The 26,320-nt window shown below is 66.0% G+C and carries 21 protein-coding genes; 12 read left to right on the plus strand and 9 right to left on the minus strand.

Annotated elements, in window-relative coordinates; translation table 11 throughout:
• Positions 1 to 70: 70 nt before the first annotated feature.
• Complete coding sequence (locus tag THIMADRAFT_RS03045) at positions 71 to 1,186, minus strand: L,D-transpeptidase family protein (RefSeq protein ID WP_007191491.1); 1,116 nt, start codon at positions 1,184 to 1,186, stop codon at positions 71 to 73.
• Positions 1,187 to 1,470: 284 nt separating this feature from the next.
• Here THIMADRAFT_RS03045 and glpK point away from each other — a divergent pair, with 284 nt between their 5' ends.
• The 4 genes from glpK (at position 1,471) to THIMADRAFT_RS03065 (ending at position 7,468) form a co-directional block, all read left to right on the plus strand.
• Positions 1,471 to 2,982, plus strand: a complete 1,512-nt coding sequence (gene glpK, locus THIMADRAFT_RS03050) for a glycerol kinase GlpK (protein ID WP_007191492.1) — start codon at positions 1,471 to 1,473, stop codon at positions 2,980 to 2,982.
• A gap of 137 nt (positions 2,983 to 3,119) precedes the next feature.
• Positions 3,120 to 4,781 carry a glycerol-3-phosphate dehydrogenase/oxidase gene (locus THIMADRAFT_RS03055; RefSeq protein WP_007191493.1) on the plus strand — a complete coding sequence of 554 codons (1,662 nt, stop codon included), beginning with the start codon at positions 3,120 to 3,122 and terminating at the stop codon, positions 4,779 to 4,781.
• An 85-nt stretch (positions 4,782 to 4,866) separates the two neighbouring features.
• On the plus strand, positions 4,867 to 5,601 hold the full coding sequence (locus THIMADRAFT_RS03060) for an MIP/aquaporin family protein (protein WP_007191494.1): 735 nt from the start codon (positions 4,867 to 4,869) through the stop codon (positions 5,599 to 5,601).
• A 40-nt stretch (positions 5,602 to 5,641) separates the two neighbouring features.
• Complete coding sequence (locus THIMADRAFT_RS03065; RefSeq protein WP_007191495.1) at positions 5,642 to 7,468, plus strand: ABC transporter substrate-binding protein; 1,827 nt, start codon at positions 5,642 to 5,644, stop codon at positions 7,466 to 7,468.
• Between the two features lie 229 nt (positions 7,469 to 7,697).
• Here THIMADRAFT_RS03065 and THIMADRAFT_RS03070 read toward each other — a convergent pair whose 3' ends face one another.
• A complete protein-coding gene (locus THIMADRAFT_RS03070) occupies positions 7,698 to 8,552 on the minus strand; it encodes a DMT family transporter (RefSeq protein ID WP_007191496.1) in 855 nt (284 codons plus the stop codon).
• A 275-nt stretch (positions 8,553 to 8,827) separates the two neighbouring features.
• Between THIMADRAFT_RS03070 and THIMADRAFT_RS03075 the strand changes: the two genes are divergently transcribed.
• The 4 genes from THIMADRAFT_RS03075 (at position 8,828) to THIMADRAFT_RS03090 (ending at position 14,128) form a co-directional block, all read left to right on the plus strand.
• Complete coding sequence (locus THIMADRAFT_RS03075; RefSeq protein WP_139052673.1) at positions 8,828 to 9,724, plus strand: hypothetical protein; 897 nt, start codon at positions 8,828 to 8,830, stop codon at positions 9,722 to 9,724.
• Between the two features lie 131 nt (positions 9,725 to 9,855).
• Entirely contained in the window at positions 9,856 to 11,592 is a 1,737-nt protein-coding gene (locus THIMADRAFT_RS03080) for an OPT family oligopeptide transporter (protein ID WP_007191498.1), read from the plus strand.
• A gap of 51 nt (positions 11,593 to 11,643) precedes the next feature.
• On the plus strand, positions 11,644 to 13,521 hold the full coding sequence (locus THIMADRAFT_RS03085) for a glycerophosphodiester phosphodiesterase (RefSeq protein ID WP_007191499.1): 1,878 nt from the start codon (positions 11,644 to 11,646) through the stop codon (positions 13,519 to 13,521).
• Positions 13,508 to 14,128 carry a hypothetical protein gene (locus THIMADRAFT_RS03090; protein ID WP_007191500.1) on the plus strand — a complete coding sequence of 207 codons (621 nt, stop codon included), beginning with the start codon at positions 13,508 to 13,510 and terminating at the stop codon, positions 14,126 to 14,128. Before THIMADRAFT_RS03085 ends, THIMADRAFT_RS03090 begins: the two co-directional genes overlap by 14 nt.
• Positions 14,129 to 14,170: 42 nt before the next feature.
• Here THIMADRAFT_RS03090 and THIMADRAFT_RS28190 read toward each other — a convergent pair whose 3' ends face one another.
• The 5 genes from THIMADRAFT_RS28190 to THIMADRAFT_RS03115 all read right to left on the minus strand — a co-directional run bounded on the left by THIMADRAFT_RS28190 (position 14,171) and on the right by THIMADRAFT_RS03115 (position 18,419).
• On the minus strand, positions 14,171 to 14,305 hold the full coding sequence (locus THIMADRAFT_RS28190) for a hypothetical protein (RefSeq protein ID WP_267878394.1): 135 nt from the start codon (positions 14,303 to 14,305) through the stop codon (positions 14,171 to 14,173).
• 347 nt (positions 14,306 to 14,652) lie between these two features.
• Positions 14,653 to 15,066, minus strand: a complete 414-nt coding sequence (locus tag THIMADRAFT_RS03100) for a DUF1850 domain-containing protein (RefSeq protein ID WP_007191502.1) — start codon at positions 15,064 to 15,066, stop codon at positions 14,653 to 14,655.
• A gap of 7 nt (positions 15,067 to 15,073) precedes the next feature.
• On the minus strand, positions 15,074 to 17,101 hold the full coding sequence (locus tag THIMADRAFT_RS03105; RefSeq protein WP_007191503.1) for a TRAP transporter permease: 2,028 nt from the start codon (positions 17,099 to 17,101) through the stop codon (positions 15,074 to 15,076).
• A 125-nt stretch (positions 17,102 to 17,226) separates the two neighbouring features.
• Complete coding sequence (locus tag THIMADRAFT_RS03110) at positions 17,227 to 18,186, minus strand: TAXI family TRAP transporter solute-binding subunit (protein ID WP_007191504.1); 960 nt, start codon at positions 18,184 to 18,186, stop codon at positions 17,227 to 17,229.
• Entirely contained in the window at positions 18,183 to 18,419 is a 237-nt protein-coding gene (locus THIMADRAFT_RS03115) for a hypothetical protein (protein WP_007191505.1), read from the minus strand. Before THIMADRAFT_RS03115 ends, THIMADRAFT_RS03110 begins: the two co-directional genes overlap by 4 nt.
• 243 nt (positions 18,420 to 18,662) lie before the next feature.
• Here THIMADRAFT_RS03115 and THIMADRAFT_RS03120 point away from each other — a divergent pair, with 243 nt between their 5' ends.
• Positions 18,663 to 21,908, plus strand: a complete 3,246-nt coding sequence (locus THIMADRAFT_RS03120; protein ID WP_040729465.1) for an AsmA family protein — start codon at positions 18,663 to 18,665, stop codon at positions 21,906 to 21,908.
• Between the two features lie 235 nt (positions 21,909 to 22,143).
• The gene (locus THIMADRAFT_RS03125) at positions 22,144 to 22,599 is read left to right on the plus strand and encodes a transposase (protein ID WP_007191507.1); all 456 of its coding nucleotides are present in this window, start codon (positions 22,144 to 22,146) and stop codon (positions 22,597 to 22,599) included.
• Here the strand turns inward: THIMADRAFT_RS03125 and THIMADRAFT_RS03130 are convergent.
• Positions 22,554 to 24,023 (minus strand): proline dehydrogenase family protein, encoded by a 1,470-nt coding sequence (locus tag THIMADRAFT_RS03130; RefSeq protein ID WP_007191508.1) that lies wholly within the window; start codon positions 24,021 to 24,023, stop codon positions 22,554 to 22,556. The genes THIMADRAFT_RS03125 and THIMADRAFT_RS03130 overlap by 46 nt on opposite strands.
• Positions 24,020 to 24,367 carry a HigA family addiction module antitoxin gene (locus THIMADRAFT_RS03135; protein WP_007191509.1) on the minus strand — a complete coding sequence of 116 codons (348 nt, stop codon included), beginning with the start codon at positions 24,365 to 24,367 and terminating at the stop codon, positions 24,020 to 24,022. Before THIMADRAFT_RS03135 ends, THIMADRAFT_RS03130 begins: the two co-directional genes overlap by 4 nt.
• A 407-nt stretch (positions 24,368 to 24,774) precedes the next feature.
• Here THIMADRAFT_RS03135 and THIMADRAFT_RS27725 point away from each other — a divergent pair, with 407 nt between their 5' ends.
• Positions 24,775 to 24,942 carry a hypothetical protein gene (locus THIMADRAFT_RS27725; protein ID WP_233490166.1) on the plus strand — a complete coding sequence of 56 codons (168 nt, stop codon included), beginning with the start codon at positions 24,775 to 24,777 and terminating at the stop codon, positions 24,940 to 24,942.
• A gap of 49 nt (positions 24,943 to 24,991) precedes the next feature.
• Positions 24,992 to 25,585 carry an ISAs1 family transposase gene (locus THIMADRAFT_RS03140; RefSeq protein ID WP_233490182.1) on the plus strand — a complete coding sequence of 198 codons (594 nt, stop codon included), beginning with the start codon at positions 24,992 to 24,994 and terminating at the stop codon, positions 25,583 to 25,585.
• Positions 25,586 to 26,320 lie beyond the last annotated feature (735 nt).

The following is a 26,320-nucleotide window of genomic DNA, read 5'->3' on the forward strand; positions in this document are numbered from 1 at the left end:
CGGTCAACGTCTGCGTGCCCGTCTCGCGCGCGTCTACGGGAACGCTCGCGCGGCAGGGGCAGGAGGCCGGTCAGGTCTCTTCGTCTTCCATGTCTGCCCACGGCGGAATGCGCGGCACGCGCCGTGCGCGGGCGACGACATCCTCGAGTCCGGGGCTGCCGGGCGAGATCGGCATCGGAAACCCGCGTGCCTCCACGGCCACTTCCCGCGCCTTCTCCCAATCGACAATCTCCGGGCCGTCGGCGATCTCGGCCTCGATCGCCTTCTCCATCGGTTTCAGACTGCCCTTCCAGCGCTTCTTGTCCTCGGCGAGGGGTGCGTGTGCCTCGAGGTAGACCTCGCCGCCGCGCGATCCGACGAGATAGGGCTGATTCACCACCGTCACCTTGGTCCCGATCGGAACCTCGGCGAACAGGCGCTCGATGTCCTCCGGGTACAGCTGGATGCAACCGTGGCTCACGCGCATGCCGATACCGAACGGCTTGTTCGTGCCGTGGAGCAGGTATTGGGGCCGGCTCAGACGCATCGCGTAGGCGCCGAGCGGATTGTCCGGTCCTGCGGCGACGACGGCCGGGAGCTGCTCGCCGCGCCGTGCGCGCTCCCGGCGGATGGATGCAGGCGGGGTCCAGGTCGGGTTTTCGGTCTTCTGGATGATCCGCATCTGCCCCAACGGCGTTCGCCAACCCTCTCGACCGATACCGATCGGGTGGGTGACGACCACCTGTGGCTCGCCTTCCTCGCGCTTCGGAAAATAGAACAGCCGCAGGGTGGCGAGGTTCACGACCACGCCTTCACGCGGGGCGTTCGGCAGGACGTATTGGGTCGGAAGGACCACGCGCGTTCCGTCTCCCGGGAGCCAGGGGTCGACGCCGGGGTTTGCCGCGACGATCTCGTCGTGCCCCAACCCGTAGCGGCGCGCGAAATCCGGGAGCGTGTCTTCGTATCGAGCAACCACGACCTGCACGTCCCCGACAACGTCGGTCCCCTCGTCCGGCAGAACGAAGCGATCGGCAGGCTCCGGTTCCTCGACGAAGAGATGCGCGTCGTGCAGTGTTGCACAGCCGCTCAGCGCGAGGGCGGCAAGAAGTGTCGAGCACCAGCTCAGCGCAGCGTTCGCTCCGCCGCGGCCCGCCATGTTTGCCTCGGTAAGATCCCGATCCTGCGTGTATTTGGCTTGTTTAAACACCGAATGACCTCGCTCAGGAAGAGACAGGCTATAGGTTGGCTGCTCATGGGCCCGCTGGCAAGCGACCTTCCTCTTCACGTACTACACTCAAACGATCGGAAATACCAGGCGGTACGGTAGGATGATCGGCCTCGACCCATCCGAGGCCGTTCGGGCAACCGCCGACCCGCAATCGGCCTGGATCCGGCCCGACGCGATCGAACGGCCGCGTCAACGGCGCCGAAGAAAAAGCGATCACAGGGATGTGCAGACGTCACACCACCACCGGAGGCGAGCGTCGAGAGATGAACAGTGGCTATATCCTCTCCATCGATGAGGGCACCACGGGTACCACGGCGTTGATCTTCGATCACGCCGGGTTGGTCCGCGCGCGTGCCTATTCGGAGTTCACCCAACACTATCCCAAGCCGGGATGGGTCGAGCACGACGCCGAAGAAATCGTGCTGATCACGATGAAGGTCATCGCGGAGGCGTTGCGTGCCGGCGGCGTTCCGCCCGACGAGATCCAGGCCATCGGCATCACCAACCAGCGCGAGACGACGGTCGTGTGGGAGCGCGCCTCGGGCCGTCCGATCGGGCGAGCCATCGTCTGGCAGGATCGGCGCACCGCTCGCTACTGCGACGAGCTCAAGTCACGCGGTCTCGAGGAGATGGTCCGGGCCAAGACCGGCTTGGTCATCGATCCCTACTTTTCCGGCACCAAACTGAAGTGGATCCTGGACAACCAACCTGGGCTGCGCGAGCGGGCCGAGCGCGGCGAGATTTGTTTCGGCACCATCGACTCCTGGCTGGTGTACCGGTTGACGGGCTGCCGCGTGCATATCACCGACTATTCCAACGCCTCCCGCACCATGCTCTTCAACATCCGCGATCTTCAGTGGGACGCGGAGCTGTTGGACCTGCTCGAGATCCCGGCCGCCATGCTGCCCGAGGTGCGCCCCTCCTCGCAGATCTACGGCGAGACCGATCCGCAGATGTTCTTCGGCACGCACGGCATCCCGGTCGCCGGCATCGCCGGGGACCAGCAGGCGGCCTTGTTCGGTCAAGCTTGCCATAGCCCGGGAATGGCGAAGAACACCTACGGGACCGGTTCCTTCGTGCTGATGCATACCGGCACCGAAGCGGTGACGAGCGACGAGCGACTGCTGACGACGATTGCCTGGGGCGTAGGGGACGAGCCGGTGGAGTACGCGCTCGAGGGCGCGATCTTCGTCACCGGATCGGCGGTGCAGTGGCTGCGCGACGGACTCGGGATGATCCGTCATGCCTCCGAGACCCGCGAGCTGGCGCGATCGGTGCCGGAGAACGAGGGGGTCTACTTCGTGCCGGCCCTGGTGGGTCTCGGTGCCCCGCACTGGGATCCCTATGCCCGCGGCCTGCTGATCGGGATCACGCGGGGCACGACACGCGGCCATGTCGCGCGTGCGGTGCTCGAGAGCATGGCCTATCAAACGCGCGACGTCATCGAGGCGATGGAGCGCGACTCCGGCATTCGGCTCAAGGACCTGCGCTGCGACGGCGGTGCGGCGGTCAACAGCGTCCTGATGCAGTTTCAGGCCGATATCCTGGGCGCCAATGTCGAGGTCCCGCGAATCACCGAAACCACGGCGCTCGGCGCGGCCTATCTCGCCGGGCTCGCCGTGGGTTTTTGGGGCAGTCGCGAGGAGATCGCCGAGAAGTGGGCGCTGGATGTGCGCTATCACCCGCGCTTCGACTCGGCCAAGCGTGAACGCCTGTTCAAGCGCTGGCACAAGGCCGTCGAGCTTTCCAAGGGGTGGGCGCTCGACGACGATTGACGCGGCTGCGGGCGCTAAACCGCCTCCAGAGCGATAGGCGTCGTCTTCATTGTGCGTTTGGCTTCGGAGATATCCTTGATCCCGGTGAGACGCGGTCTAAACCAGACCAGACGCGATTCATCCAACGGAGCAGTGACATGACTCTGCGCGAAAGCAACATTGCCAAGCTGCGGGAAGGTGTCGTCTATGACGCGCTGATCATCGGCGGCGGGATCAACGGGGCGGTTTCCGCTGCCGCGCTGTCGGGCAAGGGCGCCCAAGTGGCGCTGATCGACAAGCGCGATTTCGCGGGCTTCACCAGCCAGCAATCGTCGAACCTGGCCTGGGGCGGCATCAAGTATCTCGAAAGCGGCGATTACCTGCTCGTGCGCAAGCTGTGCCTGAGCCGCAACGAGCTGATCCGCAGCTACCCGAGCCGGGTGAAGGAGATCCGCTTCTTCGCGACGATCGACCGCGGGTTTCGATTCTCGCCCTTCTTTCTGTGGCTCGGCACCTGGGTCTACTGGCTGTTCGGCAACGGCTTCACGCGGATCCCGCGCTTCCTCACCAAAGACCGCATCCACCGCGAGGAGCCGGTGGTGAAGACCGACAAGGCGGCCGGCGGATTCGAATACTCGGACGCCTATCTGCATGACAACGACTCGCGATTCGTCTTCCAGTTCGTGCGCTCGGCGATGGATCGCGGCTGCATCGCGGCGAACTATGTCGAGTCGCTCGGTGCACGGCGCGACGGTGATCTCTGGATCACTCGGGCGCGCGATACCCAGACCGGCGAGACCTTCGAGATCCGCTCTAAGGTCCTGATCAACGCCGCCGGCCCCTTCGTCGACGACCACAATCAACTCTCCGGTGAGCGGACCGAGCATCAGCACCTGTTCTCCAAAGGCATCCATCTGATCGTGCCGCGGATCACGCCTCATCCGCGGATCCTGACCTTCTTCGCCGACGACGGACGGCTGTTCTTCGTCATCCCGATGGGCGTGCGCACCTGCATCGGCACGACCGACAACCGGGTCGACACACCCGAGACCGAGGTCACGGACGCGGATCGCGACTTCGTGCTGGAGAACATCAACACGCGGGTGGCGCTGGCTACACCGCTGACGCGCGAGGACATCATCGCCGAGCGCTGCGGGGTACGGCCGTTGGTGGTGAAGCGACAGGGCGACGACGGCAGCGGACGCGACTGGATGCACCTCTCGCGTAAGCACGAGATCGACGTCGATGGCGCGCATGCGCATCTGTCCATCTTCGGCGGCAAGCTGACCGACTGTGTCAATGTCGGCAACGAGGTCTCTCGGATCGTCGCGGGACTCGGCATCGACCTGCCGCATGCGGGTTATCGCTGGTACGGCGAGCCGCACCGCTCGGTCTACGAGGAGTACATGCACCAGGCGCGCCTGATGGATCTGGACAGCTACACGTCGCCCGAGTCCATCGAGCCGCTCTCCAGCCGGCTGTGGCGCCGCTATGACCAGCAGGCCTTCGAGCTGCTCGCCCAGATTCGCGAGGATCCGCGCCGAGCCGAGGTCTTGATCAAGGGGACGGATTATCTGCGCTGCGAAATCCAGCTTGCCAAGCGTCAGGAGATGATCGTCACGCTCGAGGACTTTCTGCGCCGTCGCTCCAAGATCGCCCTGGTGGTTCCACGCCGGCAGATCCAGGAGGCCGAGGGCCTGATGGAGGCGTGCGGGATCCTCTTCGGCGATTCCGCACGGGTGCGCTACGAGGAGTACTTCGGCGAGTCTCGAGGCGACACGCGCGCGCAGTCTCGGCCTCTGGAGTCGGATGCGGCGTGACCCCGCGCCCAAAGGCCGCGGCCCGACACCGGGTCGGCATTCCGAGCGGAATCCGCGACGACAACATCCACTGAGGAGAACGGCCATGACCCCATTCTTCGGAGAGCTTATCGGTACCGCTCTGCTGGTCCTTCTCGGCAACGGTGTCGTGGCCAACGTCCTTCTGAGCGAGACGAAGGGCCAAGGTGCGGGTTGGATCGTGATCACCTGGGGTTGGGGCATGGCGGTGTTCGTGGCGGTGTTTACGGTCGCCGCATTCAGCGGCGCACATCTGAACCCGGCGGTGTCGGTCGGTCTCGCGGTTGCCGGGAAATTCGAATGGGGTCAGGTTCCCGCCTACGTCTTGGCGCAGCTCGTCGGTGCCATGATCGGCGCGGTGCTGGTCTGGCTGACCTACTGGCCGCACTTCGCGCGCACCGAGGATCCCGACCTCAAGCTCGGCTGTTTCTGTACGGCTCCGGCCGTGCGCAACGCGCCGTCGAACCTCTTCTCCGAGGCCATCGGCTCCTTCGTGCTGGTGTTCGCGGTGCTCTTCCTCGCCGTGTCCGTCTTCGGTCTGGGTGCTCTGGATGCCTTGCCGGTCGGCCTGCTCGTCCTGGCCATCGGTCTGAGTCTCGGCGGCACGACCGGCTACGCGATCAACCCGGCGCGGGACCTCGGGCCTCGGATCGTCCATGCCCTGCTGCCCATGCCGGGCGGGAAGCGCGACAGCGATTGGGGCTATGCCTGGGTCCCGGTGGTCGGCCCGCTGGTCGGCGCCGGGTTGGCCGGTCTCCTGTACCTGGCGTTGCAGGACCCGACGAGCGTGCAATTTCGGTGATGCCCGCGCCCGAGCGATCGAAGCACAGTGGGGATATCCGATGAGTCGACGCACGCGAAAGCAACCCAACCTGACGAGCCGTCGCCGATTCCTCGGGACTGCCGCCGCGCTGCTCGGCGGCACGGCGCTGCCGGGTCTTCGCGCGGCCGAGCTGTCCGCACTGGAGTCAGCACACCGGTCAGGCGAGCTGCCGGCCGATATCGATCCGGCGCGCGCCGCGGCTGCGCGCCGTTGGCTGAGGAGCGAATTCACGCCCTCGACCCTGGATCCCGATGCGCAGATGGCCGAGATGCAGTTCTTCATCCGCGCGGCGGCACCCTTCCGGGGGCAGCGCATCCATGTCGTCTCCGAGACCATCCCGACCCATGTCTACGAGCAACGCATCCTGGCGCGGGCCTTCCACGAGATCACGGGCATCCGGGTCCAGCACGACCTGATCCACGAGGGCGAACTCGTCGAGCGTATCCAGCGTCAGACGCGGACCGGGCGCAACCTCTACGATGCCTATGTCAACGACTCGGACTTCATCGGCACGCATTTCCGCGGAGACGCCGTCGTGCCGCTGTCGGACTGGATGGCGGCCGAAGGCGCCGAGGTGACCCTTCCGACGCTCGATCTGGATGATTTCATCGGGCTCTCCTTCACCACCGGTCCCGACGGCGTCCTCTACCAACTGCCCGACCAGCAGTTCGCGAACCTCTATTGGTTCCGCGACGACTGGTTCCGGCGCGATGACCTCAGGCGCGGTTTCGAGACCCGCTACGGCTATCCGCTCGGCGTTCCGCTCAATTGGAAGGCCTACGAGGACATCGCCGATTACTTCACGAACCAGGTCCGCGAGATCGACGGGCGACGCGTCTACGGACACATGGACTACGGCAAGGCCGACCCGTCGCTCGGATGGCGTTTCACCGACGCCTGGCTCGCGATGGCCGGGGTCGGGGATCCGGGCCTGCCCAACGGCACGCCGGTGGACGAGTGGGGCATCCGGGTCGAGGAGTGCAGGCCGGTCGGGTCAACGGTCTCGCGCGGCGGTGCGACCAACAGCCCGGCTGCGGTCTACGCCCTGCGCAAGTATCTCGAGTGGCTGCGCGCCTTCGCGCCGCCCGAGGCCCTGGACATGACCTTCACGGACGCAGGCCCGGTGCCCGCACGCGGCGACATCGCCCAGCAGGTTTTCTGGTACAGCGCCTTCACGCCCGATCTGGTCAAGCCCGGCTCGGCCGTGATGGACAGCGACGGTCTGCCCAAATGGCGGGTCGCGCCTTCGCCCCACGGCAGCTATTGGGAGCCCGGCATGAAGCTCGGCTACCAGGATTGCGGCGCCTGGACCCTGCCCGCGACGACGCCGCTCGACCGCCGACGGGCCGCCTGGCTGTACGCCCAATTCTGTGTCTGCAAGACGGTGTCGCTCAAGAAGACCCTGGTCGGGCTGACCCCGATCCGCCGCAGCGACCTTGCCTCCGAGGCCATGACCGCCGCCGCACCCCGTCTCGGCGGCTTGGTGGAGTTCTACCGCAGCCCGTCACACCTGGCATGGACCCCGACCGGGCTCAATGTCCCGGACTATCCGAAGTTGGCACAGCTGTGGTGGACGCGCATCGCAGATGCGGTCAGGGGCAAGACCGACCCGCAACAGACCCTCGACAATCTGGCCGAGGCCCAAGACCAGACCCTGGCGCGCATCGCGGCCTTGGGCCTGTCCAAACGCTGCGCGCCGCAGGTGTCGGCACCCGAAGACCCGGCCGTCTGGCTCGGCAGACCGGGGGCCCCGAAACCGCGATTGCCGGACGAGGAGGGGATCGGCAAGACCATGGACTACGAGACCCTCAAGGAGGCTTGGCGCACGGGAAGGTTCGGCGTCTGATCCAGGGGCTGTCGAGATATGGCGGGTAGGGTGGACGAGCGACAGCGAAGTCCACCGAGCCTTGCGCCGGCGCTGGTGGACTGCGCTGCGCTTGTCCACCCTACGGCGCTTGTCCACCCTACGGCGCTTGTCCACCCTACGGCGTGTGTCCACCCGACATGCAAGTCGGGCGGGCGGGTCGCGCAATGTCGACCGACCGGCTGTTTCCGATTTCTCGAACGGCCGTGGACTACCGGCGACCACGGATCCGATCGCGCTCCAGGATGACCAACGCGATACCGCCCAGCACCGCTGCCGAGGCCAACACCAGACGTAGCGTGATGGGCTCGCCGAGCAGGGCGACACCGCCGATCGCGACGATCACGGGCACGCTGAGCTGGACCGTGGCCGCGCTCGTTGACCGCAGCATCGGCAGCACGCGGTACCAGAGGGCATAGCCGAGTGCCGAGGTCAGGGCGCCCGAGGCGACGGCATACCCTGCGCCGAGCGCATCGACCGAGACGTTTGCAAGCGTGAACAGGCTCAACAGCGCCGTGACGGGCACGGCCAGCAGAAAGTTGCCCGCCGTGACGCGGATCGGGTCGCCCGCGCCCTTGCCGCGAACCGAGTAGACACCCCAGGCCATGCCGGCGCCGATCATCATCAGCGCGCCCCCCAGCGGCGGTGCGGACAGCCCGGGCATCAGCAGGCCGACGAGTCCGCCGAAGGCCAACGCGACACCGCCGATCTGAACACTGTCGAGCCGTTCCCCGCCGCGCAGGCCGAGCCCGATCATGGTCACCTGCACGGCACCGAACAGGAGCAGTGCGCCGGTCGCCGCGGTCAAGCTCAGGTAGGCGAACGAGAAGAGTGCCGCGTAGCCGAACAGCGCAAACGCCGAGGGCCAATTGCCCGCACCGGCGCGTGCCTTGCCGGTCAACCACACGAGCAGCCAGAGCATCAGCGCGCCCGAGATCAACCGAATCGAGGTGAAGCTGGCCGCATCGATGGCCGTGTCGCGCAGTGCTGCCCGGCACAACCAGGAGTTCGCGGCGAGAGGGATCATCGCGAACGCGGTCAGGAGGATGAGGCGGGGCGGGGACATAACTGCCTCGGTTGGTTTGCTTGCATATTCAGGGGTGGGCGTTGAAGCGCCACCGCAAGAGGGCCAGTACTTCTCGAATGACCCGAAGAGCGCCCGGTATAGTATCGGCTGAACGTCTAGGGTACCCTCGGATCGGGCGGAATCGGAAGTGAGCTTGGAAAGTCATGGCAAGGTCGCGATTCCATGGCTCGAAAGCGGGGTTCATAGGGGGCGATTTCGTGCGTAAGATTTTTCTGATTATGGCCGGTGCCTTGGCGCTTAGCGGATGCTTGGCCGTGACGTCCGTCGATCAGCCATCCAATGGCTTTGTAGGACGGGCTTTCGTCGGAACCGTCGGGGCCGAAGTGACGGCCACCTGCACCGATTCATGCGTGCCGCTCTTCGGCATCCGTCTCCCGGCCGACTGGAGTATCGATGCCTGCGATTATGCGGGTGATTTCAGCGGAATCTGTACCCGAGCCGCGCAGTACGACTCGGCATTCGAGGGCGTCTATGCGACGACGCTGCCGGGATATTCCTGGCGCGCCTACGTTGGCGACGTGTTCAACTTCGATTTGGTCGGTGCGCAAACCCAGATAACCTGGCGAATTGTTCCGGATGCTCCCGGAGAGGCGGTGCTGGATTACGCGGCCGGCGGGGCGAATGGCTCGGGCAGCCCGAATGTCCCGACCGATCCTGAACAAGCGGCGGGTTTCGGCCATGCGATCGACGTCACAGTCGCCGGCGCGGCATCGGTGCCCACGACCTCGATCCCGGGTCTGTTGCTGTTGTCCGTAATGCTCGGAGCGCTTGCCCTGCGCTTTGGTCGAGTCGCCTCCCGAGACTCCATGCAAATCCTTGCCGGTAGCCTTGTTTTGTGCGGGTTTCTGACTACCGTCTGGATGGATGATGGGTTGACGGCGGGGCCGGAAAAGGATCGCTCGAGCCTCGATCGAGCAAACGTCGTGCGTCTGATCGAGCAGCTCCGGCAAGGCCCGATTGCCCCTGATCTGTCGGATCCCAAGGCCTTCGTGCGCGCTCATTTCGCATTGACGCAGGATTTGAGCGACGGACTCGATCGGCTCGATCCGGCAGTGCTCCGAACGGCCATCCAGGTTCTTCTGGACGCGGATGATCTTTCGGTCGTCTCCTGTCGTTTGGCGTCGAAAACGGAATTCGTCTGCACAGAATGACCTCGGAAGAGCAGACCCGATCCGGCCCACGCCGACGAGGCGGACCGTCACGGGCGGGAGGTCCTGCCCGGGTCGGCCGATGACCGGCCGTGGATGCGTCTTCTTCCAGGGTCGATTAAGGAGCCGCGTCCGTGTCCAGCCGCCATCTGACCGTCCGCGCACTCGTGACCGGCGTGCTGCTCGGGATCCTGCTGACGCCCTGCAATATCTACTCGGGGCTGAAGATCGGTTGGTCGTTCAACGTCTCGATCATCGCCCTCTTGATCGCTTCGGGATTCTGGGCCCTGCTGGCCCGATTCGGCCTCGCTCGGACGTTAGGTGTCGGTGAGGGCAACATCGCCCAGACGACGACCTCCTCCTCGGCGAACATCATCTCCGGCGGTCTGGTTGCGCCGATCCCCGCGCTGGCGATGCTCTCCGGGTCGAACCTTCCCCCCGTGCAGCTGGTCGCGTGGGTGTTTGCGGTCAGCTTCCTGGGGATCTGGGTCGCTTGGTATCTTCGCGCCTCGTTAATACTTCGCTCCGGCTTGGCCTTTCCGACCGGTCGAGCGACCGCGGAGACCCTGATGGAGATCTTCAATCAGGGGCGCGAGGCCGCGCTGAAACTGCGCCTGCTGCTCGCGACGACCTTCGTTGCTGGCACGGTGAAATGGCTCGACGGGGGCTGGTTCAGCCTGCCGCGCCCGAGTCTCGGGTTCACATTGCCGGCGGGCGGGGCGCTTTCCGGCTATGCCGGGATCAGTGCGAAGAACCTCACCTTTACCCTGGATCCTTCGCTCATGCTGGCCGGGTTCGGGGCGATCATCGGATTCCGCGCCGGGGTCTCGTTGCTGATCGGTGCGCTCATCTCTTGGGGCGTACTGGGCCCCTTGGGCTTGCACATGGGCTTCGTGACGCCGGGCGAGTTTGACCCGGACGCGAGTTGGTTCCCCACCATGGTCGAGTGGCTTCTGTGGCCGGGTGTCGCCCTGATGGTCGCCTCGGCGCTGACGCGTTTTCTCTTGGACGGCATCGCCTCGAGGCGCCGCGGGGCCGGGGCCGACGCCACGCGCGAGGGCGATGGCTGCCGCGCGGCGCGCCTCATCGGTCTGGCGGTGGCGAGCGCGCTGGTGGTGATCGCGCAAACGGCGATCTTCGATATCGGCTTGGGCATCGCCGTGCTGGCGGTGCCGATCGCCTTCCTGCTGGCGATGGTCGCCTCGCGGGTCGTCGGAGAGACCGGGATCCCGCCCATCGGCGCGATCGGAAAGGTCTCGCAGCTCGGCACCGGGATGATTGCACCGGGGGAGATGACGGCCAACCTGATCGGTGCCAACGTCGCGGGCGGCGCGGCGGGGCAGAGCGCCGATCTGCTCAATGACTTCAAGGCGGGGCACGCCATCGGCGCTCCGCCGCAGCTGCAGGTCGTGGCCCAGTTCTTCGGTATCCTGACCGGAAGCCTCGTCGGCAGTCTGGTCTATCTGCGGCTGGTCCCGGATCCGGCGGGGATGCTCATCACCGAGGAATGGCCGGCCCCGGCGGTCGCGACCTGGAAGGTCGTCGCCGAGACCCTGAGCCATGGCCTCGGCTCCATCCCCTCGAGCGCGCTCTGGGCGGTCGCAATCGCCGGTGCCGTCGGGGTCGCCGCGTCGGTGTTGGAGCATCGACGCGGTGCCGCGTGGCTGCCGAGCATGCCCGCGCTGGGGCTTGCGATGGTGATTCCGGCATCGTTGTCGATCACCATGTTCTTCGGCAGCCTGATCGCCTCGGCGGTGCAGCGCTGGAATCCGAACCTGGCGCAGCGCTTCTCGATCGCGGCCGCATCCGGGCTGATCGCGGGCGAGAGCCTGGCCGGCGTCGGGCGGGCGCTGCTCGGGGTCATCGGTTGAGGGCCATCCGCGCCGCGCGTGCGCCCCGTCGGGCACTGGAGGATTGTGATCATGCTGCATGAGGTCTTTGCCGTTTGGGCCGCGATGTTGCGGCATCTGAGATCGGCTTGGCGGACGATGCTCGCCGTGAATCTGCTCTACGTCGCCCTCGGCGTCGTCCTGCTCGCGCCTTTGCCCGGGATCCTGGCGCACCTGCTGATTCGCCTGTCCGGGGTCGAGGTGCTGGCGGATCAGGACATCGCCTTCTTTCTGCTCACCCCGTTCGGGATGGCCTCGCTGATCCTGGTGGCGGCCGTCCTCGTGGCGATCGGCGCACTCGCGCAGGCCTCGCTGATGTTCGTCGTCGCCGGGGTTGAATCCGGTGTCGTGCCCGAGAGACCGGCAATCGACGCGCTCCGGTTTGCGGCGGGTCGCGCGGTGCGGATTCTGGATTTCGCGCTGCGACTGGTCGTGCGCCTGCTCTTGCTGATGGCGCCTTTTCTGGCGATTGCGGCGGCGACGGCCTGGCTGTTGATCACGGATCACGATATCAATTACTACCTCTCGATGCGTCCCCCGACGTTCTGGATCGCAGGCGTGATGATCGGGATCCTCCTGCTGATGATGTCGGCGCTCATCGTGCGCCGTCTCCTCGCCTGGTCGCTTGCACTGCCGCTGGTGCTCTTCGCCGAGGTCTCGCCGGCGCGATCGTTCGCCGAGAGCGAGCGCCTGACGCGGAGCAGGCGCTCGCTGGTGCTCGGCGTGCTGGCCGTCTGGGGGTTGATCGTCGTGTTGCTCGGCGCCGCCGTGGTCGCCGTGATCCATTGGCTCGGCGTCTTGATCGTGCCCCGATTCTTCGATGCACTGACGCTTCTGGTCATCGTGCTCGGCGGTCTCGTCGCGCTCTGGGCGGTGCTGAGCGTGCTGGCCGGTGCATTCAACGGGGCGACTTTTGCGCTGGCCTTGGTCGAGCTCGCCAAGCATCTGAACGCACCGATCCGCTTGAGCGCCGTTTCGGCGGACCTGCCTGGCAAGACGCATTCACGGCGGGCGCTCGGTGTCGGGCAGGTCGCGGCCCTGTTGGTCGGGGTGGTGCTCGTCGCCGTGCTGAGCGGTGTCTGGCTGGTGCGCGGCATCGAGGTCCGCGACACGGTCACCATCGCCGCACATCGCGGTGCGGCCGGGAAGGCGCCCGAGAACACGCTGGCCGCGATGCGTCAGGCAATCGAGGACGGCACAGACTGGATCGAGATCGACGTGCAGGAGAGCGCCGACGGCGAAGTCGTCGTCTTCCACGACAGTGACTTCATGAAGCTGGCGGGGGTCCCGCTGAAGGTCTGGGACGGGACGCTCGAGCAGCTCCGCGCCATCGATATCGGCAGTTGGTTCGGCCCGCAGTTCGCCGGGGAGCGGGTCCCGACCCTGCGCGAGGTCCTGGAGCTGGCACGCGGCAAGGTGCGGGTGGTGATCGAACTCAAATACTACGGGCACGACCAGCGGCTCGAGGAGCGTGTCGCGGAGATCGTCGAGTCCACGGGGATGGTCTCGGACGTGGCGATCATGTCGCTCAGCTACGAGGCCGTCCAAAAGATGCGTGCCCTCCGGCCCGATTGGCGCATCGGCCTGCTGTCGGCGACGGCCATCGGCGATCTGACCCGGCTCGACGCCGACTTCCTCGCAGTGAACATGGAGATGGCGAGCGCGGGCTTCGTCCGTCACGCCCGTGCCGCCGGGAAGCAGGTCTTCGTCTGGACGCCCAACGAGCCGGTTGCCATGTCGCGGATGGTGTCGGTCGGCGTGGACGGTCTCATCACCGACGAACCGGAGATGGCTCGCGAGGTCGTCGAGGTGCGCGCGCTGATGAGTCCGGCCGAACGGCTGCTGGTGCATGCGGCGGAGTTGTTCGGTCAGCCCATACCCGAGCGGGTCTATCGCGATGATTCGCCGTGACCGAAGGCGCTGCGCCGGCGCACTCCGATGGCCTGTTGCCCTGGTGCTCGCCGGGCTCGTCGCCGGCCACTTGCTCGCGGAAGAGTCTGCGTCGTTGCATCCGGCCGGAGACGCCCCGGCCATCGAGGCGCTGGAGCGGCAGTTGGAGCTCGGTCGCCACGCGCGACTGGCACGAATCAAGTCCGCCCCGGACAGTCGTCTCGCCGACTTCACCACCGACGGGTGCAGCGGCGGTCTCTCGGCCGGCTGGGAATCGCTCGCGGAGTGGCTCGCCGAATTCCGCGCGGTCCATGGCGACCGTCCGCCCTGGGAAGCCTGCTGCATCGCCCACGATCGGCTCTACCACGCGGGCGGGCCGCCCGATGCGACACCCGAGGACAGCTTCGAGGCCCGCCGCTCCGCGGATCTGGCCCTGCGAGATTGCGTAATCGAGACCGGAGCACGACGGGCTCCGGCGCTGAGTACCCAGTATCATCTCACCGAGGGTCAGATCGCGGGAATCTATGCCGCGGTGGCGGATCTGATGTACCGCTCGGTCCGTTTGGGCGGCATCCCCTGCAGCGAGCTGCCTTGGCGCTGGGGATACGGCTGGCCGGCATGCGACTGACCGAGGGTCACGGGCGCGGCAGTCGTATTCCGGAGGTCGGCCCTAATCACCAGGCTCGCCGGAGGGTGGACAGGGATAGAGACGCGCCAGAATCTCCGGCACCGCCAGGTCGACGTCGACAGACCGGTCCGGGAGCCTGCGCAGCTCCGCAACCACACGGATAGCGATTCGCTCCACCGGCTCGCCCTCCGGGGTACACCAGCGAGCGCCCTCCGGCGGTCCGGCTTTGCAATCACAGGGGGCCGCGTACCATTCGCACATCGCCGAATCCACGCCGCGGCCGCCGAGAGCGGCGCCACGGTCACAGGCTGCCAACACTTGCCCAACCGACGGTCCGGCTGTTGCGGTCATACCGTGTCCGGCGCCCAAGAACAACAATGGCCAGACGAGACCCGCGAGGCGAGCACGCGATTCTACGTGCGATGAGCGGCGTATTGGGTCGATCATTCGAGAGGGTTTCTCCGATCTGCTGTAGCGTTTGGTTGCACCGACTTGCCCGCCAAGTTGCCGCCCGACGCTCGACCTTATCGGCTCTCGTTCGGTTCGGCGGGCGCCTGGCCAGGGCAGGCCCACAGCTCCAGCGCGGGCCGATCCGCGCGCGGCGGACCGATCCAATGACCGACGGGATGACAGACCCCGTCGACACAGAGATCGTAGTCCCCCGCCTCGGGTGTTCGGGCCAGGCGCAAAGCGGAGAGCGGCGGCAGATCCACCCGGTAGTGCCAAACGCCGTCGCGCAGCTCGGCGCCCTGCGGCGGCTCCATTCCGGCACCTGACCCTTGGATGCGCGCCTCGCCCGGCACCAGGCCATCCGCGGTGACGCGGTAGTCCTCTTCCCAACGCACATGCTCGATACTGTGCATCCACGCCAAGGTGAAGTCACGCACGGGTAGCGTGGTCCACGCGATCCCGGCCAGTCCGAGGCAGAGGCCCATCATCCTAGGATCATACCTGCACCGCGCCCCGGCGCCGCCTGCGCCAGAGGTGCTGGGCAACCAGCAGGGCTCCGAGTCCGAGACCCAGCTCGTCGGTCGCCGGCAGGGCCAGGATCAGTGCCACCCCGGCGGCCATGGCCAGCAGGCGCTCCCACCAGGCCAGGCGATACATGAACCAGCCGATGGAGGCTGCGCCCCAGAGCCCGATGGCGAAGGCGGCCTTGAAGACGATGTAGAGGACTGCGACCCAACCCCCGCCCTGCAGCATCAGGGCCGGATCGTAGACCGCCATGAAGGGCACCACGAAACCGGCCAGCGCGATGCGTACCGCCCAGAAGCTGATGTTGAGCCCGCGTGCCCCCGCGATGGGCGCGGCGGCGAAGCAGGCCAGTGCGACGGGCGGGGTCAGGTCGGCGAGGATGCCGAAATAGAAGACGAACATGTGGGAGACGATCAAGGGCACGCCCAAGTCCAACAGGGCCGGCGCGGCGATCGAGCTGGTAATGATGTAGTTGGGGATGGTCGGGATGCCCATGCCCAGCACCAGGCAGGTGATCATGGTCAGCACCAGGGACAGGAAGAGGTTGTCCCGCCCGATGGCCAGGATGAAGCCGGCGAAGGTGGAGGCCACCCCGGTCAGCGACACCACGCCGATGATGACCCCGACGAGGGCGCAGGCGATGCCCACGGGCAGGGCGTGGCGCGGCCCCTCCGCCAGGGCGTGGAGGCAGATGCGCAGCGTTTCCCGCCCCCCTTTCACGAACCAACAGGCCGCCACCAGCGCCCCGATGACGCCGAAGATCACCCCGATGCCGAGTTGAAAGAACCCGGCGCAGAGGATCCCCAGGGCGATCCAGAAGGCGATCCGCAGGCCCAGCGAGGACACGCGCAGGATGATGGCCGAGCCGAGGATGACGATGGCCGTCAGGGCGAGACCGACGGTGCCCGCAAAGAGCGGCGTGCGCCCGGAGAACAGCAGCCAGATCAGGATCGCCAAGGGGATGAGCAGGAACCAGCGTGCGCGCACCGCCGCCCAGGGGTCGGGGCACTCGTCCTTGGGCAGTCCCGCCAGATCGGCGCGCTTGGCCTCCAGGTGGACCATCCAGAACACCGAGCCGAAATACAGCAAGGCCGGCACCAAGGCGGCCTTGGCGATCTCGTGAAAGGGGACATCGATGGTCTCGGCCATGATGAAGGCGACCGCCCCCATCACCGGCGGCATCAACTGACTGCCCATGCTGGCCGTTGCCTCCACCCCGCCGGCGAAGGCAGGGCGGTAGCCGAAGCGCTTCATGAGCGGGATGGTGAATTGACCTGTGGTGACCACGTTGGCGACCCCGGAGCCGGTGATGGTTCCCATCAGGGCGGAGGACACCACCGAGACCTTGGCCGGTCCGCCCGTCTTGTGGCCGAAGTAACCCATGGCGAAGTCGGTGAAGAGGCGGATCATCCCCGCCTGCTCGAGGAAGGCCCCGAACAGGATGAACAGAAAGATGTAGGTGGCCGAGACGTAGGTCGGGATCCCGTAAAGGCCTTCGGTGCCGAAGGAGAGTTGGTTGACCACCTGATCCAGACCGTAGCCGCGGTGCGCCAAATCCCCCGGAAGGTTCTGGCCGAAGAGGGCGTAGCCCAGAAAGAGGCCGCAGATCAGCGGCAGGCCGATGCCCATGACCCGCCGCGCCCCCTCGAAGACCAGCACCAGGACCAGCAGACCCATCACCATGTCGGCGTCGGTCAACTCCCCGGAGCGCTGGATCAGGTCCGACTCGAAGTACCACTGATAGGCTGCGGTGGCCATGCCCGCCAACCCCAACAGCCAGGCCAGCGGTTGCCACGGCCGTTGGCGCCCGCGGGCCGGGTAGGCCAGGAACACCATGAGTAGCAGGAAACCCACGTGCACCGCCCGCAGCACTTGGGTCGAGAACGGGTGGAAGGCGGCGGTGACGATCTGGAAGGCGGAAAACGCAATGGCGACGTAGAAGATCGCACGCGGCCATTCGGCGGGGTTCACGGCCAGGGCCGGTTGATGTTCACTCATGAGCGGTCTCCTCGAATCTTGGCCCCGGTCCGACCCCCTCATCCCGTGGTAGGCTGGGGTGAGCAGAGCGAACCCCAGCGTGCCCGGCGTCGGCGTCTCGCCGAGGTTCGCAAGCTCACCCCGGCCTACAGAGCCCCGACCTCCGTGTAATAGCGCTCGGCCCCCGGGTGCAGCGGAATCGGCAGATTCTTGGCGGCCGTCTCCGGTTTGATTCCTTTGGCCGCCGCATGAGCCGAGATCAGGCGGTCGAGGTTGGTGAACATCAGCTTCGTCATCTCGTAGGCGAACTCGTCCGAGACCCCGCTTTGGGTCACGAAGATGTTCGCGATCGCCGCGGTGGGAATGGCCTGCGTCTGGCCCTCATAGGTGTTCGCCGGGATCTCCCCGGCCTGGTAGGCGGCACTGCCGATCTTCTCGACCACCTCGGCGGGCACCGGAATGAAGCGCACCGGCATGGTGGCGGCCAGATCCCGAAAGGCGGCCATGCCGAGCCCGGACGACTGCAGGGTGGCGTCGAGCTGGCGGTTCTTGATCAGCTCCACCGAATCCCCGTAAGGCAGAAACTCCACCTTGCCCATGTCGTCGTAGGTTAAACCCGCGGCCTTGAAGATGGCCCTTGCGTTCAGCTCGGTGCCGGACTTGGGTGCGCCCACGGAGATGCGCTTGCCTTTGAGGTCCTCGAGGGTCTGGATCCCGGAATCCGCGCTGGCCACGATCTGGATGTAATTCGAGTAGCCCGCACCGATGGCCCGCAGGTTCTTCAAGGGCGTCTTGAAGCCCGCTTCCGCCTCGCCCGCCCAGGCGTCCGCGACCGCGTCGCCCAGGGCCAGCGCCAGCTCGCCGCGACCGGCCTGGAGCAGGTTGAGGTTCTCCACCGACGCCTTGGTGGCCTGCACCGAGGGCTTCGAGCCCTCGATCCCTTCGCCGTAGATCTGTGACAGCGCGACGCCGATCGGGTAATAGATCCCGCTGGTCCCGCCGGTGAGGATGTTGATGAAGGTCGGTGCGGCCAGGGCCGTGGCGCTGGCGAGAAGCGCCGCGGAGGCCGCGGCCGCGATCAGGCCCGGACGTGCGAGTATGGTCATCGGGATCTCCTGTGGTGGTCGGGAAGAAGGCGTCGATCCTCGCTGCCGCCGAGATCGCGGAGGTCGATCTCGGCGGCGTCGAAGTGCGATCTGCGGGCCTTGTCCGGTTTCATGGCTTGCGGGTACTCGGCCGAGAAGAGGATCCGGTCGCTGCCGTGGTCGAGCCCGAAGGCAATCCGGGTATGCTCTTCGGGGCGGCGATACAATCGCCGCGAACGCTGGAGCATCAGCATCGGCCGGTGTGCCTGCAACGGACGCTATCATCGCGAAAGTGTCCGAGCAAATTCGTTTGCTTAGGCAAGAAACCGGCGGCACGGAAAAACGCGCCGATCGCGCGGCGATCGCCGAGCTTGCGTAGGCGTCACGACACTGTCTCGAAACCCCGGATTCTTTTGGCCCGAGATGCCGGCCCACGTCCGTGAGTGCAACAACAGCACCGGATCCGATCGTCGTTCCCTGAATTGGTATCCCACTGGATGAAAACCCTCCGCGTTCTTGCCTGGATTCTGCTACCGATGCTTTTGCTCTCGGCCGGCGCCATCGCCTATCTGCCCTTTTATCTCCAGGCGCATCAGGCGGATCTGGAGGCCGCCGCGGGTCGGGCGCTCGGACGATCGGTCGCGACCGACGGCGTGACGCTGGGTTGGTTGGTTCAGCCAAGGCCAGCCCTGTCGATCGTGCTGAAGGGGTTGCGGGTATCGAATCCGGACGGGGCCGCCGACTGGGCCCTGGGGCCCCACTTGCTCGAGAGCGAGCGGGTGGACGTGACCTTGGACCTGCGTGCGCTCTTGCAGCGGCAGATCCGCATCGACCAGCTGGTGATCCGCGGTGCGCGATTGATGCTGCAGACGACCTCCGATGGCCGCGCCAACTGGCAGCTCGAGGCCGCCAAGGGCAAGGATGCAGGCGACATCAGCCTGCTGGTGCCGACGGTGCAGGTGATCGACTCGGAGATCGCCTTTGCGGCGGCAAAGGGATTGGTGCGCCGCGCCGATGTGACGCGGCTTCAGCTCGTCGGTCTTGGAGCCGAACCCTTGGTCCTCGAGGCTGAGCTGCTGATCAATGAGACGCCGCTGACGTTGAGCGCCAGCGCAGGCGCCACGGATGCTCCGACCGGCGCTCAGGACGCCGCCCGCTGGCCCTTTCAGGTGCAGGCGCGCAGCGCGGACACCCGCGTCGAGCTCAACGGCAGCGCCCCGGCACCGTTCGATTCCACGGGACTGGATGCCAGGCTCCAGGTGCAGGGACCGACGGCGAGTCCGCTCGGGCAGATCGTGGGCATCCGCGGGCTGCCGGCGGGACCCTTTCGGCTCGACACGGGCCTGACCTGGGACGGCCGGACCCTGCAGGCCAATGCGATCAACGGATCCTCGGAGGCCGATGTCCTGCCCGCGCCGCTGAGCATCAGCGACGGCGAGATCAGCGTTTCGACGGACGGCCCCTGGTCCGTTCGGATTGCGGGGACGCTCGGCGATCGGCTCGGGACGCTCCACCTGACGCCGGTCGCCACGTCCGAAGCCGATGCCCGGACGTCCAATGCCCGGACGTCCGATGCTCGGACAACCGGCGCCGTGGCGATCGAGGCAACGCTCGCCGACGGGCGCTTCGACGGCGAGCTGCGGCCGGCATCGGGCGCGGCGCGGGCCCTGCTCAGCGGCACGCTCGACGTCGGAACGCTCAACTTGGAGGAGATCGCGCAGGGCAAAGCGGCTCGACGCGATGCCCAGGTCATCTCGGGGTCCGCGGTGACCAAAACCAACTCGGCGACGGGCCCGACTTGGACGGACAGGCCGCTGCCGTTCGCCGCGCTGACCCGGCTCGATGCCGACCTGGATCTCGCGGCCGAGACGCTGACCTGGCAGCGGATGACCATGCGCGGGCTCAAGGCGCGGGCCAAGCTTCGCGACGGCCGGCTCCAGCTCGACGGGGTCAGGCTTGCGCTTCCCGGGCTGACGCTCACCGGCCAGGGGGTCGTCGAGGCCGGCCGCCGATCGCCTGCGCTCACACTCAAGCTGAACACGGACCGCATCGACGTGCCGCAGGCCCTGTCGATGTTGCCCCGGGGGCCTGCGTTGGGCGGCGACATTGTCGGCTTGAGTCTGGATGCCACGGCCGGCGGCGAGACCCCGGCGGCGTTGATCCGTGCCCTGAGCGGCACCTTGAAAGCCCGATCGGTCCGGCTGCTCCCGCCCGCCGAGCGGGGCCGAAAGGCCACGCCGATCGAGCTGACCGGACCCAACCTTCGGGTCGCCGCCGGCAAGGCCGTGAGCCTCGAGACCGGCTTGGCGGTGGTCGGGCAGACCCTGGACCTGACGCTGACCGGCGGGACGTTGGCCGACCTGCTGCCCGCGGGGCGGTCTTGGCCGCTGATCGACGTCGCCGCGCAGACCCGCATCGATCGACACCGAGTCGCCATCCGCGGCCATCTTGGGCCGCTCGCGGCCATCCGCGCGGGCCGTGACCTGCGGCTCGACCTGACCCTGGCCGACGACACCGGTCTGACCGGCGCCCTGACCGGCGAGCTCGCCCGACTCGACGGCCTGGCGGGAAACCAACTGCAGGCGCGGTTCGCGGCGAAGAGCCTCGCGGCATTGCATCCCGGGCTGCCCGCGCAGCCGTTCTCGGCGACGGCACGCGTCCGGGGTCAGACCGGGCAGCTCGAGCTGCTGGATCTGAAGGCAGGCAGCGCGGGCAGCGACATCGCCGGGGAGGTGCGCATCGGTCTCGGCGCGCGTGCGCGGATCGACGCCGATCTGAACGCCGAGGTGCTGGATCTCACCCCGTTCTTGGTGTCGAAGCAGAGCGGCGCGGACGGCGGCGGTGCGCCCCGAGCCGGGCGCGACGGCCGCGGCGAGCAGCCGCTGCCGTTGGACGGACTGAAGGCCTTCGACGGCTCGATCAAGCTGCATGCCGCTCAGGTTCAGCTCGACGATTTCGATATGAACGACGGCGCGCTCGAGGCCAGCCTCGACGCGGGACATCTGGTGCTGTCGGCCGATGCCGCTCAGGGCGGCCTGTCGGTCGACCTCGAGCTGCGGCCCCGCCAGACGGACTGGCGGTTGGACCTGCACCACAAGGGCAAGGTCGATCTGGGTCGGCTGATCAAGGCGAAGAATCAACAGGCACTCTCCAACGTGCCCGTCGCCGTCGAGATCCGTCTAAGCGGTGTCGGTGCCTCGATGCCCGCACTGCTGCGCTCCGCCGACGGGCGCGTGGAGCTGATCCTGGGTGCCGGACAGCTGGACCGAAAGGTCTCGCGGCTGCCCTTCGGAGGAGTCGTCTTCAGTCTGCTCGACACGCTCAATCCGGTTGACCTGGCCGACGTCGACATCCGGCGGGACCTCTTTAGCCTCCGGTGCGCCGTCTTGCAGTTCGATGTCGCCGACGGCATCGCCACCAGCACGCGCGGATTGGCGGTGCAAACCGATACTCTCAATGTGCTGGGCGGCGGCGCCATCAAGCTGGAGACGGGCGAGATTGCCCTTCGCTTCAAGACCGTCAAACGCACGGGGATCGGGCTGAGCCTGCTCGGCCTCGCCGACCGTTTCATCGTCGTCACCGGCACGCTGAAGGCCCCGCGCGCGACGATCGACCGCCGCGACCTCATTGTCGAAGGAGCCGCCGCCTGGGCCACCAGCGGGCTAAGCCTGGTGGCCGATCAAATCATCGGCCGACTGACCGCTTTCGGCAGCCCGTGCGAGACGGTCCTGCGGCGGCAGTGAAGGCCGCGCGGGAGTATCGTCGCCGAGGTGATTTCACCGGACACTCCCGGTGGCATCCGCGCCGAGCGTGCGACGCGATTCCTCCGTCGCCGATTCGCCGAGCGGTCCCTCGCGCCTGGTTCGATCCCTCCGGGTAGGTGGAGCAGGCGACTGACCCGTCGCGACAAGCCGCGGAACGGGCTGGAACTCAAGCCGTGCGCATCCCCGTGGGCCAGCCGTCCCACCAGCGGCGCAGGTGCTGCAACCAGAGGGGGCGCTTCAACCCTCGATTGTCTCTGTTCTGAAGCCCTTTGCCTGCCTGTTCACCACGCCGACCCTGGCGCATCTGCATGTCTTGCTCACGGGAGCGCTGCTGGCGCAAGGGCCGCGCACGGTGACGGCGGCGCTGCGGGCGATGGGGCTGAGCGCGGAGCAGCGCTGCGAGCGTGACCACCGGGTGCTGAATCGGGCGCGTTGGTCGTCGCGCCAATGGACGCGGATTCTGCTGGGGCTGTTGCTCGGGATGTTGCCGACGCAGGTGCCGATCGTGGTGGCGGTCGACGAGACGCCGGAGCGGCGCAAGGGCGCGCGCATTCGGGCGAAGGGGATGTATCGCGATGCGGTGCGCTCCTCGCGCAGCAAGAGAGCCAATGAGAACGAGCTGCATCATTGGGCACCGGTCGATGCCATCAGCGCGGCGCGTGCCGCCTGACCATCGAGGCGATCTTGCTCGCCGACGAATTCCGGCGTCTCCGCCAGCGCCGAGTAGTCACCTTGCAGCGTCCGTGCGAGTGCGTTGTCCGGGTTGGTCAGTTCCGCAAAGCGGCGGCCCGCGTAGCCCAGCCCGCGCGCGAGGGAGCCGGCGGGGACGTATTCGCGCACCGGGTGTCCGAGCGTCACCAGGGCCTTCTTGATCGGTTCACCCATGCCGTAGAGCATCTGGAATTCGATCTCCTGCGGACGGTATCCGCGTGCCGCCGTAAGCGCCATGACCCGCGCCTGCGTCGTCATGTTGTGGGTGGCAAAGCGCGGGTCGAAGCGTTCGGGATGCTGTAGCAGATAGTCCGCGAGCAGGTCATAGCTGGCGTCGGTGGACGCCTTGAAGTTCCACACCGGCGATGGCCGACCCTCTGACTGGGCCAGGGCCTTTTCGTAGTCGTCATAGGCACCCTTTACCAGGCGTACTGGAACGCGGACATCATGGGCTTCACCCCAGGCTTTCAGGTCGGCCAGGTCGCGTGCCGAGTCGCGCAAATAGGCCTGGATCACAACGCCTATGCGCGCTTGGCCAGTGTCGTCGAGGGCCAGCTCCGGCGAGGTCTCGATGAGCTCGCGAAACAACGCCAGAGTGAGATTCTTGTACGCGTATTCCTCCATGTCGACGCGTATGAAGACCGAAGCCGCGGCCCTGTTGGTCGACAGACTCAGCAGTTCCCGCAGGGAGGCGAGAATGCGGGCTCGTTTACCCTGACCTTCCGGACTCAGTGCAAGCGGCAGGTCGTCGACCAGTGCCGAAAGCTTGAGCGAGAGATACAGCGGCCCGTCTCTCTCGTCGGGCGTGGGTGCCTGGATCAGACGACGGTAGAACGCCAGATAGGCTGCGGCCTCGGCCGGCGAGCTTGATGCATCGCCAACGTTGTCCAGCGTGATGTCGATGCCCAGCCGAGCCCGAGCGTCCATGAGACGCTGCAACTGCGAGCTCGGGTCCGCGTCGGTCGGGAGCGGAAACAAGAAGGGCTCGCTCATCCAGCCAACCAGCGGCATCGCCCAGAAGAGCGTAACGCGCAGTGATTCATGGCGGCTCAGTGCGATGAGGCTGCGCTGGGTTAGCGGCGCGAGTGGCCCCGACATCGACAGACGGATGGCCGCGGTCCGCAAGTCCTCCGCGAACGCACCGCTCTGTTGCTGCCCAGCCCGACGCTGCGCATCAACCGCTGCCTCCAAGCGCGCCAGCTGCTGGCCGAAGTCGCCGGTCGGCATCCCGCGATCAGGTCTCGCGAGCTCCTCGCCTAGGGAGCTCGCCGCTGGTGCCACCTCAGGGTGGCTTGGCCAATGAACGGCAAGGGCGATCGCAAGCAAAACTGTCAGCACCAGCGACAGCAGGACTAAGACACAGGTGATTCGGAAGATCTTCATGGTTGATCGGGGTTGTTGTCGCTCATACTGTCTCTCGCCAGTCTAGGCTCGCTGCAAGGGCCTTTTCCTCGTTCAAGCGCGCAGGCCTCCTGGTAGTTGGTCTCCAAATTCAGCCAATAATCCGCCGGCATACCGAGGGCGCGCTCCAGTTTGATCGCCGTCTCCGGCGTGATGCAAGACTTGCCTTTGGACTTGACGATGGTATTGATGTGCTTTTCGGTCAGTCCGGTGCGGCGGGCAAGCTCGGACTTCGGCATGTGGCGTAGCTCCAGCTCATACTCCAGCACCTCACCGGGTGGAACTGCATAGTCTGGGACGTATTCGTTGCGTTGTTCGTTAACCATGGGTGTTCTCGATGCCGAGTATCTCGACGACGGTGACAGCTGACCAGTTCAACCCACCCTCCGGCCGCAGTGGTAGCGGATCATGTGCTGGCTTCAGAATCACCCTGAATGGACCATCCAGGTCGAGGCTCAAGGTGCCCTTGCGATCGCCGTTTAGTTCGTGACAACGGTGCGGAGGGCTATAAGGCGGTGCCAGAACACCGAGATGCGTTGCTGCCCGCAATCTTGTCAACACCACCTGGAGCAGGGCAATCGCATAATATATTAGAGGGTACTGTTAGACTCTCCATCCTCCATCCCCGATGATCCCCGCCCTTTATTTGGACGGTTGCGGGGATGTCGGCCATGGGTGACCTGAGTGCAGAGCGCTGCCCCATGGCGTCCCGTCGCACGATTGTTTCGGGCGCGTGTTTGCGCTGATCGACCCTGAGCAGTTCGCCGCCTGCTTCCGCCAGTTGAGTGCCTCGGTCGCCGAGCTGCTCCCCGATGAGATCGTGGCCGTGGATGGCAAGCGCGTGGGCAACGGCGAACCGCGTGGTGCTTGGCCAGGTCGCGACCTAGGCGAAATCCAATGAGATCACGGCGATCCCGCAGCTGCCGCAGTGGCTCAAGCTCGCAGGCTGCATTGTCACCATCGATGCGATGGGCTGTCAGACGGCGATTGCCGAGCAGATCATTGAGCAGGGCGGGGACGACGTGCTGTCGCTCAAGGGCAATCAGGAAACGCTGGCCAGCGAGGTCGAGGAGGCGTTCATCCATGCCGATGCCAGGGAGTATGAAGGCGTTGACAAGGAGGTTCTGGAGACCGTCGAGCGTGGACATAGCCGTCTCGAGACCCGTCGCTACCGCACCCTGGGCGATCTCTCCGGGGTGCCCCGCAGCACGCTGTGGGAGGGGATGAACATGATCGGCCTAGTCGACACGCGCCGCGAGATCGACGGCCAGGTCTCGATCGACATCCGTTGCTTCATCGGCAGCACCGGCATCAGCGCGACCCGGTTTGCCGACGCCGTGCTGCGTCACCTCGCGCTCTCACGGCTGAAGAATGATGACACCAAGGTGGGGCTGAAGAACAAACGCTTGAGGGCGGCTTGCAACGAGGATTACCTGGCAAAACTGCTCTTTGAGTGGCCCGAGAATAAGGAGAAAACAGGAGTATCAGGTAAGCCTAATATTCGCAAAGCTATATGCGATTGCCCTGATTCGCTCATCCCCTGAAGGTAATCGAGCAAGATGGTTAAAGGTTGGTCTTGTCGACATGACTCCATCGGTAAAACACCACGAAAGCCATCATCTAACCTAGAAAGCGCTTCTAGAAGTAGATCTACCTTTCAACCTGCCGGTGCCGGATCAGGCTAATCATCGGCGTTGCCCAGAAAATCTTCCACCGCCGCCGACACTCCACCGAAAGGTTCCATGTACCACCGTCCCGAAAAATGTCGCTTGACCGTTCGTGTCACCACAAAGACCTTTGTCGCCACGCAGGTCGGGCGCCTGCCCACTCGAAGGATCGATTGAACCGTCCAAAAATCTCAACCCTCGAGCCTCCGCACGAAAATAGCACTGATCATCCACCGTCCCACTCCATGGTATGGCGTCGTCAGACTGCCCGTAACACGCGTAACCGAAAGTACCGTGCCAGTTTCCAGTCCACCGGCAAGAAGTTGGTTCATTCAGATCCTCCTCCTCCGCCACCACGGGATCCGCTAGCCGCCACTGCACCAGCAAACAAGAAACCAAGGGCGAGAACTCCGAACAGAGCGTATACTTTCATTGAAAATACATCCAATAATCACGAATGAAAATTGCGCCGATTTCTATTTCCGCAAGTCAATGGGCGCACCTGATACGAGGGCCGCCTATTCTAACCCCAACGAATACGTCTCCGAGCGGAATTATTGATTTAACTATATCTATTCTGTTCTCACGATAACAGACTCCTTCTATTACGCC

Origin of the sequence: Thiocapsa marina 5811 (assembly GCF_000223985.1) — a bacterium.
GTDB lineage: Bacteria > Pseudomonadota > Gammaproteobacteria > Chromatiales > Chromatiaceae > Thiocapsa > Thiocapsa marina.

Bases quoted from the DNA above. Each gene is read 5' to 3' on its own strand.
- glpK (WP_007191492.1), top strand. From the start codon at position 1,471: ATGAACAGTGGCTATATCCTCTCCATCGATGAGGGCACCACGGGTACC.
- THIMADRAFT_RS03055 (WP_007191493.1), top strand. From the start codon at position 3,120: ATGACTCTGCGCGAAAGCAACATTGCCAAGCTGCGGGAAGGTGTCGTC.
- THIMADRAFT_RS03060 (WP_007191494.1), top strand. From the start codon at position 4,867: ATGACCCCATTCTTCGGAGAGCTTATCGGTACCGCTCTGCTGGTCCTT.
- THIMADRAFT_RS03065 (WP_007191495.1), top strand. From the start codon at position 5,642: ATGAGTCGACGCACGCGAAAGCAACCCAACCTGACGAGCCGTCGCCGA.
- THIMADRAFT_RS03070 (WP_007191496.1), bottom strand. From the start codon at position 8,552: ATGTCCCCGCCCCGCCTCATCCTCCTGACCGCGTTCGCGATGATCCCT.
- THIMADRAFT_RS03085 (WP_007191499.1), top strand. From the start codon at position 11,644: ATGCTGCATGAGGTCTTTGCCGTTTGGGCCGCGATGTTGCGGCATCTG.
- THIMADRAFT_RS03090 (WP_007191500.1), top strand. From the start codon at position 13,508: ATGATTCGCCGTGACCGAAGGCGCTGCGCCGGCGCACTCCGATGGCCT.
- THIMADRAFT_RS03100 (WP_007191502.1), bottom strand. From the start codon at position 15,066: ATGATGGGCCTCTGCCTCGGACTGGCCGGGATCGCGTGGACCACGCTA.
- THIMADRAFT_RS03105 (WP_007191503.1), bottom strand. From the start codon at position 17,101: ATGAGTGAACATCAACCGGCCCTGGCCGTGAACCCCGCCGAATGGCCG.
- THIMADRAFT_RS03110 (WP_007191504.1), bottom strand. From the start codon at position 18,186: ATGACCATACTCGCACGTCCGGGCCTGATCGCGGCCGCGGCCTCCGCG.
- THIMADRAFT_RS03115 (WP_007191505.1), bottom strand. From the start codon at position 18,419: ATGCTGATGCTCCAGCGTTCGCGGCGATTGTATCGCCGCCCCGAAGAG.
- THIMADRAFT_RS03120 (WP_040729465.1), top strand. From the start codon at position 18,663: ATGAAAACCCTCCGCGTTCTTGCCTGGATTCTGCTACCGATGCTTTTG.
- THIMADRAFT_RS03130 (WP_007191508.1), bottom strand. From the start codon at position 24,023: ATGAAGATCTTCCGAATCACCTGTGTCTTAGTCCTGCTGTCGCTGGTG.
- THIMADRAFT_RS03135 (WP_007191509.1), bottom strand. From the start codon at position 24,367: ATGGTTAACGAACAACGCAACGAATACGTCCCAGACTATGCAGTTCCA.